Below are 15,745 nucleotides of genomic sequence, written 5' to 3'. Positions count from 1 at the left end.
ACCTTTTAGACCTTTTTGATAACCATTGCTTCAAATGCAATTCTGTCATCAACATTACCTTTGGTAATTTTAACAGCAATAATTTCTCCCTTATCATTGATTATCATATGAAGCTTGAATCCAAAAAACCAATCGACAGAACTACGTCCCATTTTTGCAAGATTATTAAAAGTTCTGTTAGAATTAATTCTGATATTTTTACATACTGCAAAATGTGTGGAATCTGCATAATAAATTCCCGTTCTTTTCCCACTTAAGTAATGTAACATCACAATCAATGGCAGAAATAATGAAGGAATAAGCTGAACAAATCTCTCATAACAAGGTGGATTCCTGAACAAATTACCATTAATAATAAAGTTTTGGTAATAAGCTTTTAAATGTTTATATGCACTAAAATGGTAAAAATCATTATTGAGAGTTCTTCACTTAAGGAAAGCTTACCTTCTCTAAATCTTTGCTTATTACTTTTCAGCAATTGATGTTTTACCCATTTCTCATAAATTTTACAAAATTTATCTACTATACAAAATATTGTAGTATATTTACACATGTTATTAAACCTTTATTTTATTCCTTCAGTGCCCTATTTATATAAGGTTTAATAACTCTTGCAACCTTCCTTCCTCTCTATTCCTTATCCATAATCGGGGTTAGTTACATAATATTCCTTGGAAATGAATTTTATCTTTTATATCTTCTGCCTTATAAAATTTTCTTATAGTTTCTAAAAATGAACAAACCATATTTAGGTGATCATTTGGATTTTTTAGCTGATCATTAGAATATTTAATATATGTATCTTCAAGCTCTTCTATTTCTTTTAAAGCAGAAAAAAAGTTTCTTTGGTTTTTTGTACCGGTGATTTATTTAATATTTTTTTGGCAAATAAGGTTGAATTAACGAATAATTTTTTGAGAACGTGTCTGAATCTAACGGTTGGCGTAAATCAAGAGAAATAAACGGGCTTATTATGTTATGCTTATTGACTTGAAGAAAATTTATAATAATTTTTAGTTAAAATATTTTCATTTACTTGATTAGATAACACTTGCTGTAAAATTATCTTATTTGCATCTGATTTTTGAGGTTTTATATATACTTCTTTTATTGTAGCCCATTTACCTTGACTTAAGTCCTTAATATTAAGTGTATCCGAAAAGGGTCTTACACATAGGTTTATCAGTTTCTTTACATGTTCGATGATCAATGGCTCATATGAGGTTTTTTTACTCAAAATATCCTGTAACTCTAATTTCAACGCAATACTTATAAGATTTTTTTGTTCCTCAGTTATAAGAGGATTTGCATCGGAACCGGAATTAAGTAGAACATCTCCTTTACCTTTGGTGGAAGAAGCAAATGCATCCAAGTTAGTGTGTTTCTGTTCATCTATTATAGTAATATTAGTGTTTTTTTGCTTCTTCATTTTTACTCTGAGAAATAGCCTCGATATAAGAAAAGATTCTTCCCGTTCTACTTGTATTTCATTATTTGCGATCGTTCTAATTAATAACGAAATAGCAGATATAACAATAAAAAAATCTTTGGTCTCAAGTGTTTCTAAAAAAGATTTAGTATCACCGCTAGGTTTTTTAAATAAATTTACAGATTTTCCTAGCTCTGTAATTATAAATTTTTGTCCTTAATCTAAGTTTTTACTCTTCAAAAGCTTACTGAGTTTACTTTTTTCTTCCTTAATCTTAGTATTTTTCTCTCTTTCATTTTTATAATCAGCAACAGAAATTATATAAGATACAGCATCTTCTAATTGTTCTTTAATTTCCAGAGTTAACTGACCGTTACCGTCTCTAAAATTACACTATTATCGCTAATTACGACTGAAAATTTAACTTTTTCGGCTAATTCTAATATTTGCCATTAAATATATGAATTAAGAATTGTTTGAATAGGATCTATGGGTTTATTATGAATCCCTGGACATTCTATAATATTAATTCCACCTTCATCATCAGATATAAAGAAATTATTAACACGCTTATATCCATTGTCTGATTCATGATGTATTTTTTCATCATATTCCGGTTCTTTCGCATATAAAGAGCGGTCTTCATCTTCTTCTAATTTTTGTCCGCTTAAAAAACAACTAAGAGTAGTGGTACCTACTCCGTTCATCCCTATCATCGCAATTAGTTTATTTATACTATTTCCTGTTTTAGTAATTTCATTATGACTTTCTGCAATCAATTTTAAAAGCTTATTACCGTTCTTTATGACCGCTCTTCCCAGTTCATAAAAATTTGTAAGAGGTTGCAAATTTTTATTTTCGATTTCATCTTCGATGTTTTGAACTTTTGTTTTCTTTAAATATGCATTTACAGAATTTTCATTTAAAATATCTACTTCGGGAATGAGCTGAAATTCTGAATTATCATTAAAATTAGGAGAGATTTTTAATTCTGCTAGCTTATGTTGATTATTATGTTTTATCTCTAATAAAGTTTTTATTCCGATATTAGTTATTGCTTTATTACTTACTAAAGAAAGTTTAGTTATTGTTTTGTTAAGTCTAAACATTTCGGCAAAAATTTTTATTTGCTTATCATTTATACCGCAATTGTCCAAAAATACTCGCTCGATAGTCTTATTATTCCTTAAATAATTTGCTATATATTGTGGGGTAGACTAAAATCCAAAGCAGCCACGTGGATAAACTCTGCAAGCCCGCTATTTGGTTTTACTAATGTTTCATTAAATATAGAACGAGTGTTATTAGAGAGCCAAGCTATAATAGCTTTATATTCATACTTAGATATGAAGCTTGTGTTTGGAGTTAATATAGCCTTAATATTATAATTTCATTAATATATTACATTCTTCAAGAACAGTTAAGTTTGGAGTGTTTTTTTGTTCCAAAATATTATTAAAATACTCCGTCAAAAAATCATTTATATTTTTTAAACCTCGTTCCTGTTTGGGACTTCCCACCAATTAAACATATATATTTACCTAAAATAATTTATATTACTCCAAATAAAAACATTTTTGCTTCGTAAGTTGAATAAATAAATATTAACACTACTTAAAAAGTTTTTTTGAATAAGTAAATTTACAACAAGGATTTAGAATTGTTGGAATTCTGAGGATAAGAAAGTTCTATTTCTTAGTTGTAAAAAATTATCACTTCTATTTTAAAATTGAATTAATAGGGGATATTTATATATATTTTGAAAGGTAAAATTTGAGGTTATTTTTCTTTTGTAATTTTATCATATTTTTTTAGTTTGATAAGAACGGATTCTAGATTATCCAACTTAATCATACATGGACCATCGCTTGGAGCGTTATCGGGGTCTTGATGTACTTCCATATACATACCAGCGATACCTACAGAAGTTGCTGCCTTTGCAAGTAACTCTACATATTTTCTTTCTCCGCCGGTACTACCTCCTAGCCCTCCCGGTTGCTGAACGGAATGTGTGGCATCAAAAACTACAGGTACATTTAACTCTGCCATTATTGCAAGACTACGCATATCAGATACCAAGTTATTATAGCCAAAACACGCTCCTCGCTCTGTAAATAATATATCCTTTACTCCAAAAGCTTCTAGTTTTGTTTGTACATTTTTCATATCCCACGGAGCTAGAAACTGTCCTTTTTTTACTTTTACTATTTTACCTGTTTTTGCTGCAGCTTGAAGCAAGTCGGTTTGTCTACATAAAAATGCCGGAATTTGTAAAATATCTGCTACTTCGGCTGTTTCGGTACATTGACTCTCTGAATGAACATCAGTAACAATAGGGCAATCGAATTCAGATTTTACTTTTGATAAAATTTCTAAACCTTTCTCAATACCAAGTCCTCTAATCCCATTTACGGAAGTTCTATTAGCTTTATCAAAAGAAGATTTATAAATAAACGGAATCTCAAGCTTGCTAGTTAATTTAACAAGTTTTTCTGCCATAAACAACGCATGATCTTTTCCTTCAATCTGACAAGGCCCTGCAATTAGAACAAACGGTAAATCATTTCCTATTTTAATATTGTTAAGTTTTACTACTTTTTGCATAATTCTTAGATTTAATTAATTGAGGCACGGATTAGTGTTTCTCTGTTATATCAGGTGCTGATTCATTTTCTATTAAGTCATTGTTAATTATTAGCGTATAATATTTTTCTTTTATTGTCGTTAAATCATAATTACCATGATAATAACCTTCTAGGTTAATAATTTTTTTTAAATAAAAATTTACCTGCTCTGTTTCTAACGGTTCATCTATATTTTTTATAATAGACGACTTAATATTAATTAAATACGCTTTTATTTTTTTAAATTCTTTAATAATTATAAAAATATCATATGGTTTTGTTACCAATATTCCTACAAACAAAATTAATAATATTTGTGTTAAAGACATATCTATATTAATTTCTTATGTTTATATTTTGGATTTAAAATACTTTCCCCGTTAGTACTTAGCATATATTCATGATAATCTTGATAATTTCCTTCAAACCATGTAGCATTATTTTCTTTATCATACGATATAATATGAGTGGCTATTCTATCTAAAAACCACCTATCATGACTAATTACTAATACACAACCTGCAAAGTCTAAAATAGCATCTTCAAGTGCTCTTAACGTATTAATATCTAAATCATTAGACGGCTCATCTAATAATATAACATTTGCTCCTTCTTTTAGTAATTTTGCCAAATGTACTCTGTTACGTTCTCCACCTGAAAGTTGTCCAACTTTTTTTTGTTGATCACCGCCTCTAAAATTAAAAGCTGCACAATAAGCTCTACTTTTAATTATTCTATTACCAAGTTGTAATTCATCTAGACCTTCTGAAATTTCTTCCCATATAGTCTTATTATCATCTAAATGATCCCGTGATTGATCAACATAACCTAATTTTACCGTTTGACCAATTTTAATAGAACCACTATCTGGCATTATTTTACCTGTAATAATATTAAACAAAGTAGACTTACCTGCTCCATTCGGTCCAATAATTCCTACAATAGCTCCACGTGGAACTTTAAAACTAAAATCTGATAATAATATTTTATTATTAAATTTTTTAGCTATATGTTCTGCTTCAATAATAAGATCCCCTAAACGAGGTCCGTTAGGTATAATTATTTGAGTAGGATCAGTTTTTTGTTCTTGTTGTTTATTTAATAACTCTTGATATGCTGTAATACGTGCTTTATTTTTTGATTGTCTAGCTTTTGGAGTTTGACGAATCCATTCAAGTTCACGATTCAATTGTTTTTTTCTATCATCGTCTTCTTTACTTTCTAAAGCTAATTTTTTTTGCTTCTGCTCAAGCCAAGAACTATAATTTGATTCCCACGGTATACAATTTCCACGATCTATTTCTAATATCCATTCTGTAACATTATCTAAAAAATAACGATCATGGGTAATTACTATTACAGTACCCTCATAATGCTTTAAATAATCTTCAAGCCAAGAAACTGATTCTGCATCCAAATGATTTGTAGGTTCATCAAGTAACAACATATCAGGTTTCTCTAAAAGCAATTTACATAAAGCCACTCTTCTTTTTTCTCCACCGGAAATTTTTGTAATATCTGCTTTTTTTGGTGGGCAATGTAAAGCAAGCATTGCGATCTCTATTTCACGTTCTAGATTCCATCCATCACAATTGTCTATTTTTTCTTGCAATTCTGCTTGTTTATCAAAAAGCTTTTGCATTTCTTCATCAGTGATTTCAGCAAATTTGTTACTTATATAATTAAATTCATCAATAAGTTTTTTCTTTTCATGAAGACCTTCTATGATATTATCAAAAACATTTTTACTAGCATCAAGATACGGTTCTTGAGGTAAATATCCTACTTTTATACCAATTTTAGCTGTTGCTTTACCTTCAAACTCTTTATCAATACCTGCCATTATTTTTAATAAAGTCGATTTGCCTGCTCCATTTGGACCTATTATACCGATTTTAGCTTTTGGTAAAAATGATAAATTTGTTTCTTTTAAAATTCGTTTACCATTTATAATTTTGCTTAAACCAACCATTTCATAAACATATTGATATGACATAAATTACTTATTTCCTTATATTATTATATTACACCGATATATATTTATTTACTACTGTATTGTATGAATTTATTGCTCTATGCTCATATAATTCAAAATCAGACATTGTAATTTCTATCATTGCTTTTCTCGTTTAGATATTTATCTTAAGAAATAAAATGCTGTATATATACTTTAATTTTAACAGTTTTTTTAATTTAATTTTAATAATATCAAGTCTAATTCTTCCAAATCTTTATAATGAAATATTAATTTTCCGCCTAATGGATAATTTTCTATTGTTATTTTTATACCAAATTTTTCTGATAAAGCTTTTACTAATAATTCTAGATCATTATCCGTAGCGTTGTCCTTTAAAAAACGCTTTCCTACTTTGTTATTATTGTTAGGGGATTTTGTATACTCATTTTTATACCATTGTCTTACTAGTTCTTCTGTTTGACGTACATTTAAATCATTATTTATAATATGATCGGCTATTACTTCTGCATGTTCGTGATTTATTAAACATCGAGCTTGCCCCATGCTTAGTATATTTTCATTTACTTTATCTTGAATAGACTGCGGCAAATTATTAAGCCTTAATAAATTAGCTATATGACTACGACTTTTACCAAGCCTTTCAGCTAATTTTTCTGCCGTATAATTAAAATTTTCTACTAAATATTTAAAGCCACGAGCTTCTTCCATAACTGTTAAATCAGCTCTTTGTATGTTCTCAATTAATGCTATTTCCATACTCTCTCTAGCATCTAAATTTTTTATAATTACTGGTATCTCTAAAACTTTTGCTAATTTACATGCACGCCAGCGTCGCTCTCCTGCTATAATTTGGAAATTATTATCAATAATAATAGGCTGTAATAAACCATTATTCAATATAGAATCTGCTAATTCTTTTATTTTATCATATTCAAAGTTTTTTCTAGGCTGATTCTCATTTGGTCTTATTTTATCAATATTTATTATTTGTATTATTTCTGATTCTATAGAAATAACTTCTTCTCCAAGTAATGAAGATAATCCTCTTCCTAGTCCTTTATTTTTCGCCATATCTTTCTAAGATTTCTTTTGTAAGTTCTATATATGCAACTGCTCCCGAACATTTATAATCATATATAATAGCCGGTTTTCCATATGAAGGAGCTTCAGATAGTTTAATATTTCTTGGAATAACGGTTTTAAATACTAATTCTCCTAAGCATTTTCTAACATCATCTTCTACTTGCTCAGTTAAACGATTACGCTTATCATACATTGTAAATAATATACCTGCAATCTTTATCTTAGGATTTAATTTTTTCTCTACAATTTCAATTGTTTTTAGCAAGTGACTTAATCCTTCTAAAGAATAAAAATCACATTGCATTGGAATCAGCACTTCATCGCTTGCAACTAAAGCGTTTACCGTTAATAAATTTAATGAAGGAGGGCAATCAATAATTATATAATCATATAATATTTTTATTTCTTCCAATAGCTTCATTAAAATATATTCTCGGTCCTTTAATTTTGTTAAATCTAATTCAGCCGCAGATAGATTAGTGTTTGAAGTAATTATTTCTAAATTTGGTATATCTGTAGAAATTATTGCATCTTTCAATTCTATTAAATTTGTTAATACTTGGTATATAGTATTTTTGCGTTGTTGCTGACTAATTCCAAAACCGGTACTACTATTCCCTTGAGGATCAAGATCTATAACTAAAATTTTTTTATTTACAGCAGCAAAAGCTGTAGCTAAATTTACAGTAGTTGTAGTTTTAGCTACCCCTCCTTTTTGATTAACAATAGTAATTACTTTCATATAATTTTTGTTAAATTATTAACTTCTAGAATTTTCCCTTCTTCACAAGTAATACTTTGATGTATTAAATAATCAAATAACCATCTTTCTTTAGCTTCTACTATTTCAGTTAAATAATTTTTTCCTTTTAATAACAAAAATTTTTCTCGTACTGAAATATTTTTTATGCAATTAAATATTGTATTTAAGTTAGAGAAAGCTCTACAAGTTAATATACTGCAATCTATTTCTACTTTTTCTATTCTTTGATTGATTATTTGTATGTTATTATTTGATATCTTTGATGCTTTTTCTAAAAATATACATTTACGTAAATCAGCTTCTATTAAACTTACTTTCGCTACCCCTGCTATAGATAATACTATACCAGGAAAACCAGAACCGCTTCCTATATCAACTAAATGTATTTCTTTATTATCAATATATTGTATTAATTGTAATGAGTCTAATATATGACGTTGCCAAAAATTATGTATACTATTCGATACAAGATTGATTGATTTATTCCATTTTTTAACTAACTTTTGAAAAATTTCTAACTTTTCAATTATTTCACGTGGAATTTCCATCACTATATTTAGTTTTTAAATAAATTATAATAGCCGTAATTGCTGCAGGTGTAATCCCTGGAATTCGGCGTGCTACACCAATAGTAGCAGGTTTATGGGAAGAAAGTTTTTCCTGTATCTCTAATGATATACTTGGTATTTTTAAATAGTCAATATTTTTAGGTATTAACTGTGCCTCTTCACTTTGAAATAAATTAATATCTGCGTGTTGTCTAGTTAAATATGAAGCATATTTTGCTTCAATATAGAGTAATTGCAAAATGTTATTATTTTGCGTTTCTTTAAGCATAGGAAAAATTTTAATAGCTTGTTCAACATTAAAATTAGGTATTTTAAATAAGTCTAATACTGTTTTATATGTACCATCCTGTGCAACCTGTATACCCATTTTAGCAAGTTTACTAGTAGTTAAAGACAAGGTATTTAATAATGATTTTGTTTTTTCTATATCTTCACATTTTTTTGTGAATATTTTTTTACGTTTTTCTGATACAACTCCAATGTTCATCCCTAATTCTGTTAAACGTAAATCAGCGTTATCTGCTCTTAAAGATAATCTATATTCTGAGCGAGAAGTAAACATACGATAAGGTTCTATAGTACCAAATGTTGTTAAATCGTCAATCATTACTCCAATATAACTGTTTGCTCTTGTTAACATAAACGGTGCTTGATCTTTTACTGCTAAAGCAGCATTTATACCGGCTATTATACCTTGCCCTGCGGCTTCCTCATATCCTGTAGTACCGTTAATTTGCCCGGCAAAATACAATCCAGCTATTTTTTTTGTCTCTAGCGTAACACTTATTTCACGTGGATCAACATAATCATATTCTATAGCATAACCTGGACGTAAAACCTTTGCATTTTCTAATCCTGGTATTGTTTTGATTAATTTATATTGCACATCTTCAGGCAAAGAAGTAGAAATACCGTTTGGATAAATCGTATAATCATCTAACCCTTCAGGTTCTAAAAATATACGATGTTCTGATTTTGTACTAAATCTGACTATTTTATCTTCAATAGAAGGACAATATCGCGGTCCTATTCCTTCTATTTGCCCTGAATACATTGCGGATTTATCAAGATTCTCACGTATAATATCATGAGTTTCTGAGGTTGTTTTTGTGATAAAACAATTTATCTGAGGAACATTAACAACATTTGTTAATTCAGAAAAAGGACGAGGAATTTTATCGCCGGGTTGTAAAATTGTTTTACTATAATCAATAGTACGTCCGTCAATTCGAGGCGGTGTACCTGTTTTTAAACGAGCCAGTTTAAAACCTATTTGTTTTAATGTATTTGATAATCCATACGAAGGCTCTTCATCTACTCTACCGGCAGGAATTTTTTTTTGTCCAATATGAATAAGACCTGATAGGAAAGTACCTGTAGTTAATATAATTTTTTGACAAAGAATTTTGCTACCGTTATTTAAAATAACCGCTTCAATTTTAGAAGATTTAATTTCTATATCCTCCACTTTTCCATATAATATATCTAGATTAGGGTAATTTGTTAATATTTGATACATAGCTTTTTTATAAAGCTTTCGATCAACTTGAGCTCTAGGCCCCCAAACTGCCGGTCCTCTAGTCTCATTCAGCATTTTATAATGTATACCGGCTTTGTCTATAACATAACCCATTAACCCATCAAGTGCATCGATTTCTTTAACTAATGTGCCTTTTGCAATTCCACCGATTGCTGGATTACAAGACATTTCACCTAAATTTTCCGGTTTTAACGTAATTAAGAGAGTAGGAACTCCAAGACGTGCAGAAGTGGCGGCTGCTTCTACGCCTGCATGTCCACCGCCTATAACTATTACGTCATATTTTAGCATTAATTATTCTATAATTTCAGATTTGTTAAAGAAAAATTCGATTTCTCTTTTCGCACTATTTTCACTATCTGAACCATGAATACTATTAGCCTCAATTGATTCGCCTAAATCTTTTCTAATAGTTCCTGCTTCAGCTTCAGCAGGATTAGTTGCACCCATAACGGTGCGGTTTAAAGTTATAGCATCTTCCCCCTTAAGAACTTGAAGTACTACCGCTCCTGAAGTAATATATTCAACTAAGCTATTAAAAAACGGTCTTGCTCTATGTTCATCGTAGAAACACTCAGCTTCATATTTAGTTAAAAATTTCATTTTCTGAGCTACTATCTTTAAGCCTGCATTTTCCAAATAAGTATTAACTTGTCCTATTTTATTCCTCTTGATAGCATCAGGCTTAATCATTGAAAAAGTATATTGTATTGTCATTTTGCAACCTTTATATAATTATTAAATTTATTTTTTAGCTGAACGATTCCATGTTAAAGCAAATAATACTCCTCCTAAAAGAGCAGAAATACTGAAAAATATAAATACCCCATTCCAACCGTAATTATCGCTAATCCATCCTACGCCGACTCCCGCAATAGCCGCTCCTAAATAACCAAATAACCCTGATAATCCATTAGCTGTACCGACAGCTTGACGGGTACTGAAATCAGCAGCTGCTATACCTACAAGGAGCTGAGGTCCTGAAACAAAAAAGCCTATTAAAGAAAGAATTACTATACTTAATAATTCACTTTGAATAGGAATTTTCCAAAACAAGACTAACAATAAGCTAAGCAATACCATACATATGGATGCAACAGGACCTCGACGACCTTGAAATAGTTTATCAGATAAAACACCTGCTATTAATGCCCCTGGGATACCTATCATTTCATATAAACCGATTTGTAAGCCTGCATTTGCAAGACTTATATTACGTAAATCTTTTAAAAATGTTGGAGCCCAATAAATTACTCCGGAACGTATTATATAAACAAACATGTTTGCTAAACAAACATACCATATTAGCTTATTACAAAAGACCATTTTAAGTAATTGGGGAGTTAATAGCTTCTCATAATCCCCTATAGCTTCAGGCGGATATTCTTTATATTCCTCTACGGTAGATAAACCCACTTCTTTTGGAGAATTACGAAGCCTATTATATAAAAAAAGCGATACTATACAAGCAACTACACCGGGAACGAAAAAAGCAGCTCTCCAATCAAATTTATCGATTAAATAACCGCAACTTATCATAGCAAGGGCACCACCTATTTGATTAGAAGTTGCACCCATAGCCCATTTAGTTCCAAGTTCTTTTGAAGCAAACCAGTGAGTAAGCATTTTTGTTGCAGGAGGCCAACCCATAGATTGAAACCAGTTACTGGCTATCCATAAAATTCCTATAAGCCATAAAGAATCTGAAAAACCTATTAGAATAGTAATGATCCCGACAAATAGAAGACCCAAAACCATAAATATTCGAGCATTAACTTTATCGCTAATAAACCCGTTACAAGCTTTACTGACTCCATACATAATAGATGAAGCAGTTAATATCCAACCAATTTGTGTTTTAGTAACCCCAAAATATTCTCTTATAGCAGGAGTTGCTATATTAAAATTCTGACGACAAAAATAGAAAGTCGCATAACCTATAATAATAGAATACAAAATCCTTATTCGCCAACTATTATATTTTTTTACATATGGCGATCTTGGAGTTTTAATTTTGGGTTTTGTATTTGTCATATTATAAACTCTCCAACTATAAAAAAGCAAGCTTCTAAGAAACTTGCTTTTTTATAATATTAAATTTTAACAAATTCTATTTTTCAGTTTTATTTACCAAAACTTGATACTCTTTATTTAAACCTTTAACAGCATATATCCATAATATTACTATTACAAAGAATATAGAAGCAAAATAAGGAGTTGCCTCTACAAAACCAAATGCAGGAAATAAAATAAAGAATGTAGATTGAATAATAGCACCGCCTGATTTACCGAATCTTCCTCCGATAACTTCAACAGCAGCTTGTCCTTTTACTCGTAAATCCTTATCAAGCGGAATATATGCCATGTTTTTAGTGGCATCAAATAAAGAATATTTTACACCTTTACTTAAAACATTTTGAATCATACCAATCATAACAGCAAGTGCTAAAGGACCCGAAGCAAGAATGCCTGTTAAATGCATAGCAATAACGCTATCAAAAAAGATAAATGCAAAAAATGCTGCACCGGTAATTAACATCATTAATGGAGTTATAATAGCTGCAGTTAGCCATGATACTTTTCTTAAAATATTACTACCTATAAGCATGAAAGCAATTGCAACCCAACCCTGATAAAATTGGAACTTACCCATATATATAGTATAAGCCTCTTTCGTCGGATATAATTCTTTTACTTTGGATTTCCAAACCCCTTCAACTAAATTTACTGAAACACCGTAAGCAATAAGTAACAATGCAATATAACCTACATACTTAGAAGTAAAGATCATTTTAAAACTGTCTATTAATGACATTTTAGCTTTAGCTTTCTTTTCTTTTACTAATGCCGGATCATAAAGTCTAGGATCGGTTAGAACGTTTTTATTCATCCATCTATATGTTAATATTACCAAAAAGCTACTTGTTATCATTATAACAAATAAAGGCACAAATTTTAGATGTTCTGCAACTATTTGAGTTTTTTCATGCAAGAAATATCCAATAATTACGGATGTTACAGGCAATGCTAAATTAGCAAGTAAACCAAACATTGAGTAAAAACGTTTAGCTTCATCGGTTTTAGTAATTTGGTTAGCAAATTGCCAAAACAATAAACTAAGCATCATTGTTCCCCAAAGCTCTGCCATAGTATAAAAAGATGCAAAACTCCATTTCCCAACTATTCTTATAAACCATTTGAAATTAGGGTAAGCTAAACTTAAAGATTCTATGGTTTCAGGATCAGGATGAACTAAATCAGGGTAGGGGTAAAGAACAAATGCAAATAATGCAAAATACCCTAAGAAAAATGAAGTAATAACATAAAACACGTTTTCTTGCTTTAAAATATCGCAGAGCTTAACATAAATTACCATAGCGATTACGGCAGAAGGTAGTACTATATATGTTTTTAAGAAACTTATTGCTTCTGCCCCTATATCCGTTACTACAAACCCGTCTTTAATTGAACGAAGCGTTGAGTAGTTTAATAAAATACAGAACATCATAAACGCCATAGGAAGAAACTTCTTATTTTCATATCTTTCTATAGGCCAAATTACCTTTCTTAGTTCCGAGAGATAATTGTCACTTTTGGGAGTACTCATAAATTAAATTTTTCTATTTATTTTCAAGATAAATATTATACTAGAATATGTTAGAAAAGTCAAACCTATTGATTTTTTCTCAAAAGAAATTAAATAAAATTATTAACTATAGGATGCGTAAAAGAAATATGACAATTTATTTACTTGATTTTAATTTCTATCTATATTTTCTGCTATAATTTTTATAACAGGTTGTAAAAGTAATATGAAAAATGAAAACAATATTTCATTACCGCAATATGTAACTTTGAACATTCAAACCTTAAATAGTTCAGAGGATAAAACTATTAGAATAAAGGTAAAAACTTTAAACTTTCCGTTATCTTCAGAAGATTTACGTGATATATCTATTTTAGAAAAGAAATATGATCAAGAAGAAAATTGTGCAGGGCTTGCTGCACCGCAAATAGGTATATCAAAATGTATAATAATATTTGCAATACATGAAAATGAAGAGTAAAAAAAATAGCATCCTGACCTTAAGGATACAATGCCTAAAACTATTTGGATTAACCCCTCATATAAACCGATAGGTATTGATAAACATGAAGATTACGAGGGGTGCTTTTCTGTTGAAAATGCTACAGGACCGGTAGCAAGATTCAAGAAAATTCATTATCACGCATATGATATAAATGGAAATCAAATTCAAGGTATCGCAGAAGGATTTTTAGCAAGAGTTATCCAACATGAAACCGATCATCTAAATGGAAAAGTATTTTTAGATTATGTAGCTCCCAAAAAAATAATGACTAAAGAAGAATATTTAACCCCGATTATGGATAAGAAATACATGGTTTATTAGGTTTAAGTTGGTAAGCAATAAGAGCAGAGAATAAAGAAGTAAAAAAATTAATAGGTGATCGATGTCTGGAAGGAGTAATATTAAAATTCTCTTTTATGTAGCCAAAAATGGTTTCGATAATGAATCTCTTCCTTAAAAGGATTTTATCCAAAAGAGGTAATAAATAGTTTTTCATATCCTTTCTTATTCCGGTAATTTTTATTAAACCTTGCTTATAAAGTTTTGTAAACATTTTTTCTGAAATAAACTCCTTATCATCATAACACTTACCTTTTAGACCTTTTTTGATAACCATTGCTTCAAATGCAATTCTGTCATCAACATTACCTTTGGTAATTTTAACAGCAATAATTTCTCCCTTATCATTGATTATCATATGAAGCTTGAATCCAAAAAACCAATCGACAGAACTACGTCCCATTTTTGCAAGATTATTAAAAGTTCTGTTAGAATTAATTCTGATATTTTTACATACTGCAAAATGTGTGGAATCTGCATAATAAATTCCCGTTCTTTTCCCACTTAAGTAATGTAACATCACAATCAATGGCAGAAATAATGAAGGAATAAGCTGAACAAATCTCTCATAACAAGGTGGATTCCTGAACAAATTACCATTAATAATAAAGTTTTGGTAATAAGCTTTTAAATGTTTATATGCACTAAAATGGTAAAAATCATTATTGAGAGTTCTTCACTTAAGGAAAGCTTACCTTCTCTAAATCTTTGCTTATTACTTTTCAGCAATTGATGTTTTACCCATTTCTCATAAATTTTACAAAATTTATCTACTATACAAAATATTGTAGTATATTTACACATGTTATTAAACCTTTATTTTATTCCTTCAGTGCCCTATTTATATAAGGTTTAATAACTCTTGCAACCTTCCTTCCTCTCTATTCCTTATCCATAATCGGGGTTAAGTTAGTCTCTAGAGCTTTTAGACGTTTTTTGAAACTTTCTAAATCATGACGTAACCACACAGATCTAACTCCGCCACCAGAAATGATTATCCCACTCTTGCGTAATTCATTAGCAGCACGTTCCTGACCAAATGCTGGAAATTCAACAGCTATATTAACTACAGCATCCTCTATATTTGCGGGCACACGATTCTTAATGCAAGCTTTACGTCTAGTCATCTCATATAGAGCTTCCCCCCTCCCCACCTTGATCATGGAGCTCTTTGTAACGATAAAATGTATCCCTGCTATAACCCATTACTTTGCAAGCTTGTGATACATTCCCTAATTGTTCAGCGAGTTTTAATAAACCGATTCTTGGCTTTATGATTTTTTCTTGATATGTTGTCATCTGACAGTCTCCTTTTTAGTAGGTTGTTAA

General features: G+C 29.9%; 14 protein-coding genes and 2 pseudogenes. 1 reads left to right on the top strand and 15 read right to left on the bottom strand.

Annotated elements, in window-relative coordinates; translation table 11 throughout:
- Window positions 1-5: 5 nt before the first annotated feature.
- From RMONA_RS07915 to tlc1, 13 genes are all read right to left on the bottom strand, one after another.
- Entirely contained in the window at window positions 6-269 is a 264-nt protein-coding gene (locus tag RMONA_RS07915; protein WP_023507103.1) for a transposase, read from the bottom strand.
- Window positions 270-982: 713 nt separating this feature from the next.
- On the bottom strand, window positions 983-1,429 hold the full coding sequence (locus tag RMONA_RS10135) for a hypothetical protein (protein WP_023507452.1): 447 nt from the start codon (window positions 1,427-1,429) through the stop codon (window positions 983-985).
- 452 nt (window positions 1,430-1,881) lie between these two features.
- Window positions 1,882-2,538: a hypothetical protein gene (locus RMONA_RS02195; RefSeq protein ID WP_157699814.1), complete on the bottom strand. Its 657-nt coding sequence runs from the start codon at window positions 2,536-2,538 to the stop codon at window positions 1,882-1,884.
- 670 nt (window positions 2,539-3,208) lie between these two features.
- Window positions 3,209-4,033, bottom strand: coding sequence for a 3-deoxy-8-phosphooctulonate synthase (gene kdsA, locus RMONA_RS02185; protein ID WP_023507450.1), 825 nt, complete (start codon window positions 4,031-4,033; stop codon window positions 3,209-3,211).
- A gap of 31 nt (window positions 4,034-4,064) precedes the next feature.
- Window positions 4,065-4,382 carry a DUF2672 domain-containing protein gene (locus RMONA_RS02180; RefSeq protein WP_023507449.1) on the bottom strand — a complete coding sequence of 106 codons (318 nt, stop codon included), beginning with the start codon at window positions 4,380-4,382 and terminating at the stop codon, window positions 4,065-4,067.
- 2 nt (window positions 4,383-4,384) lie between these two features.
- The gene (gene ettA / locus RMONA_RS02175; protein WP_023507448.1) at window positions 4,385-6,049 is read right to left on the bottom strand and encodes an energy-dependent translational throttle protein EttA; all 1,665 of its coding nucleotides are present in this window, start codon (window positions 6,047-6,049) and stop codon (window positions 4,385-4,387) included.
- A 192-nt stretch (window positions 6,050-6,241) separates the two neighbouring features.
- Window positions 6,242-7,102 (bottom strand): ParB/RepB/Spo0J family partition protein, encoded by an 861-nt coding sequence (locus RMONA_RS02170; RefSeq protein ID WP_023507446.1) that lies wholly within the window; start codon window positions 7,100-7,102, stop codon window positions 6,242-6,244.
- Entirely contained in the window at window positions 7,089-7,856 is a 768-nt protein-coding gene (locus tag RMONA_RS02165) for a ParA family protein (RefSeq protein ID WP_023507445.1), read from the bottom strand. Before RMONA_RS02165 ends, RMONA_RS02170 begins: the two co-directional genes overlap by 14 nt.
- Window positions 7,853-8,425 (bottom strand): 16S rRNA (guanine(527)-N(7))-methyltransferase RsmG, encoded by a 573-nt coding sequence (gene rsmG / locus RMONA_RS02160; RefSeq protein ID WP_008579518.1) that lies wholly within the window; start codon window positions 8,423-8,425, stop codon window positions 7,853-7,855. The genes RMONA_RS02165 and rsmG overlap by 4 nt, the downstream gene beginning before the upstream one ends.
- A complete protein-coding gene (gene mnmG, locus RMONA_RS02155) occupies window positions 8,409-10,277 on the bottom strand; it encodes a tRNA uridine-5-carboxymethylaminomethyl(34) synthesis enzyme MnmG (protein WP_023507444.1) in 1,869 nt (622 codons plus the stop codon). The genes rsmG and mnmG overlap by 17 nt, the downstream gene beginning before the upstream one ends.
- Window positions 10,278-10,280: 3 nt before the next feature.
- Entirely contained in the window at window positions 10,281-10,703 is a 423-nt protein-coding gene (gene ndk / locus RMONA_RS02150; protein ID WP_010420526.1) for a nucleoside-diphosphate kinase, read from the bottom strand.
- Between the two features lie 27 nt (window positions 10,704-10,730).
- Window positions 10,731-12,020 carry an MFS transporter gene (locus tag RMONA_RS02145; RefSeq protein ID WP_023507443.1) on the bottom strand — a complete coding sequence of 430 codons (1,290 nt, stop codon included), beginning with the start codon at window positions 12,018-12,020 and terminating at the stop codon, window positions 10,731-10,733.
- Between the two features lie 76 nt (window positions 12,021-12,096).
- Window positions 12,097-13,593: an ATP/ADP exchange transporter Tlc1 gene (tlc1, locus tag RMONA_RS02140; RefSeq protein ID WP_023507442.1), complete on the bottom strand. Its 1,497-nt coding sequence runs from the start codon at window positions 13,591-13,593 to the stop codon at window positions 12,097-12,099.
- Window positions 13,594-13,756: 163 nt separating this feature from the next.
- Between tlc1 and RMONA_RS09125 the strand changes: the two are divergent.
- Window positions 13,757-14,398, top strand: a pseudogene (locus RMONA_RS09125) (peptide deformylase).
- On the opposite strand, the gene RMONA_RS02125 reads toward RMONA_RS09125, so the two are convergent.
- Entirely contained in the window at window positions 14,370-15,020 is a 651-nt protein-coding gene (locus tag RMONA_RS02125; RefSeq protein ID WP_242402841.1) for an IS982 family transposase, read from the bottom strand. The pseudogene RMONA_RS09125 and the gene RMONA_RS02125 overlap by 29 nt on opposite strands.
- Window positions 15,021-15,321: 301 nt before the next feature.
- Window positions 15,322-15,715: pseudogene (locus tag RMONA_RS09765) on the bottom strand (helix-turn-helix domain-containing protein); the annotation flags it as partial.
- Window positions 15,716-15,745 lie beyond the last annotated feature (30 nt).

The sequence above is a fragment of the Rickettsia monacensis genome (assembly GCF_000499665.2).
Lineage (GTDB): Bacteria > Pseudomonadota > Alphaproteobacteria > Rickettsiales > Rickettsiaceae > Rickettsia > Rickettsia tamurae.
The sequence above is the reverse complement of the archived record's forward strand: the minus strand, read 5'-3'. Positions and strand labels throughout refer to the sequence as shown.

Coding starts and splice junctions, on each gene's coding strand:
- RMONA_RS07915 (WP_023507103.1), bottom strand. CDS start 269: ATGTTACATTACTTAAGTGGGAAAAGAACGGGAATTTATTATGCAGAT.
- RMONA_RS10135 (WP_023507452.1), bottom strand. CDS start 1,429: ATGAAGAAGCAAAAAAACACTAATATTACTATAATAGATGAACAGAAA.
- RMONA_RS02195 (WP_157699814.1), bottom strand. CDS start 2,538: ATGTTTAGACTTAACAAAACAATAACTAAACTTTCTTTAGTAAGTAAT.
- kdsA (WP_023507450.1), bottom strand. CDS start 4,033: ATGCAAAAAGTAGTAAAACTTAACAATATTAAAATAGGAAATGATTTA.
- RMONA_RS02180 (WP_023507449.1), bottom strand. CDS start 4,382: ATGTCTTTAACACAAATATTATTAATTTTGTTTGTAGGAATATTGGTA.
- ettA (WP_023507448.1), bottom strand. CDS start 6,049: ATGTCATATCAATATGTTTATGAAATGGTTGGTTTAAGCAAAATTATA.
- RMONA_RS02170 (WP_023507446.1), bottom strand. CDS start 7,102: ATGGCGAAAAATAAAGGACTAGGAAGAGGATTATCTTCATTACTTGGA.
- RMONA_RS02165 (WP_023507445.1), bottom strand. CDS start 7,856: ATGAAAGTAATTACTATTGTTAATCAAAAAGGAGGGGTAGCTAAAACT.
- rsmG (WP_008579518.1), bottom strand. CDS start 8,425: ATGGAAATTCCACGTGAAATAATTGAAAAGTTAGAAATTTTTCAAAAG.
- mnmG (WP_023507444.1), bottom strand. CDS start 10,277: ATGCTAAAATATGACGTAATAGTTATAGGCGGTGGACATGCAGGCGTA.
- ndk (WP_010420526.1), bottom strand. CDS start 10,703: ATGACAATACAATATACTTTTTCAATGATTAAGCCTGATGCTATCAAG.
- RMONA_RS02145 (WP_023507443.1), bottom strand. CDS start 12,020: ATGACAAATACAAAACCCAAAATTAAAACTCCAAGATCGCCATATGTA.
- tlc1 (WP_023507442.1), bottom strand. CDS start 13,593: ATGAGTACTCCCAAAAGTGACAATTATCTCTCGGAACTAAGAAAGGTA.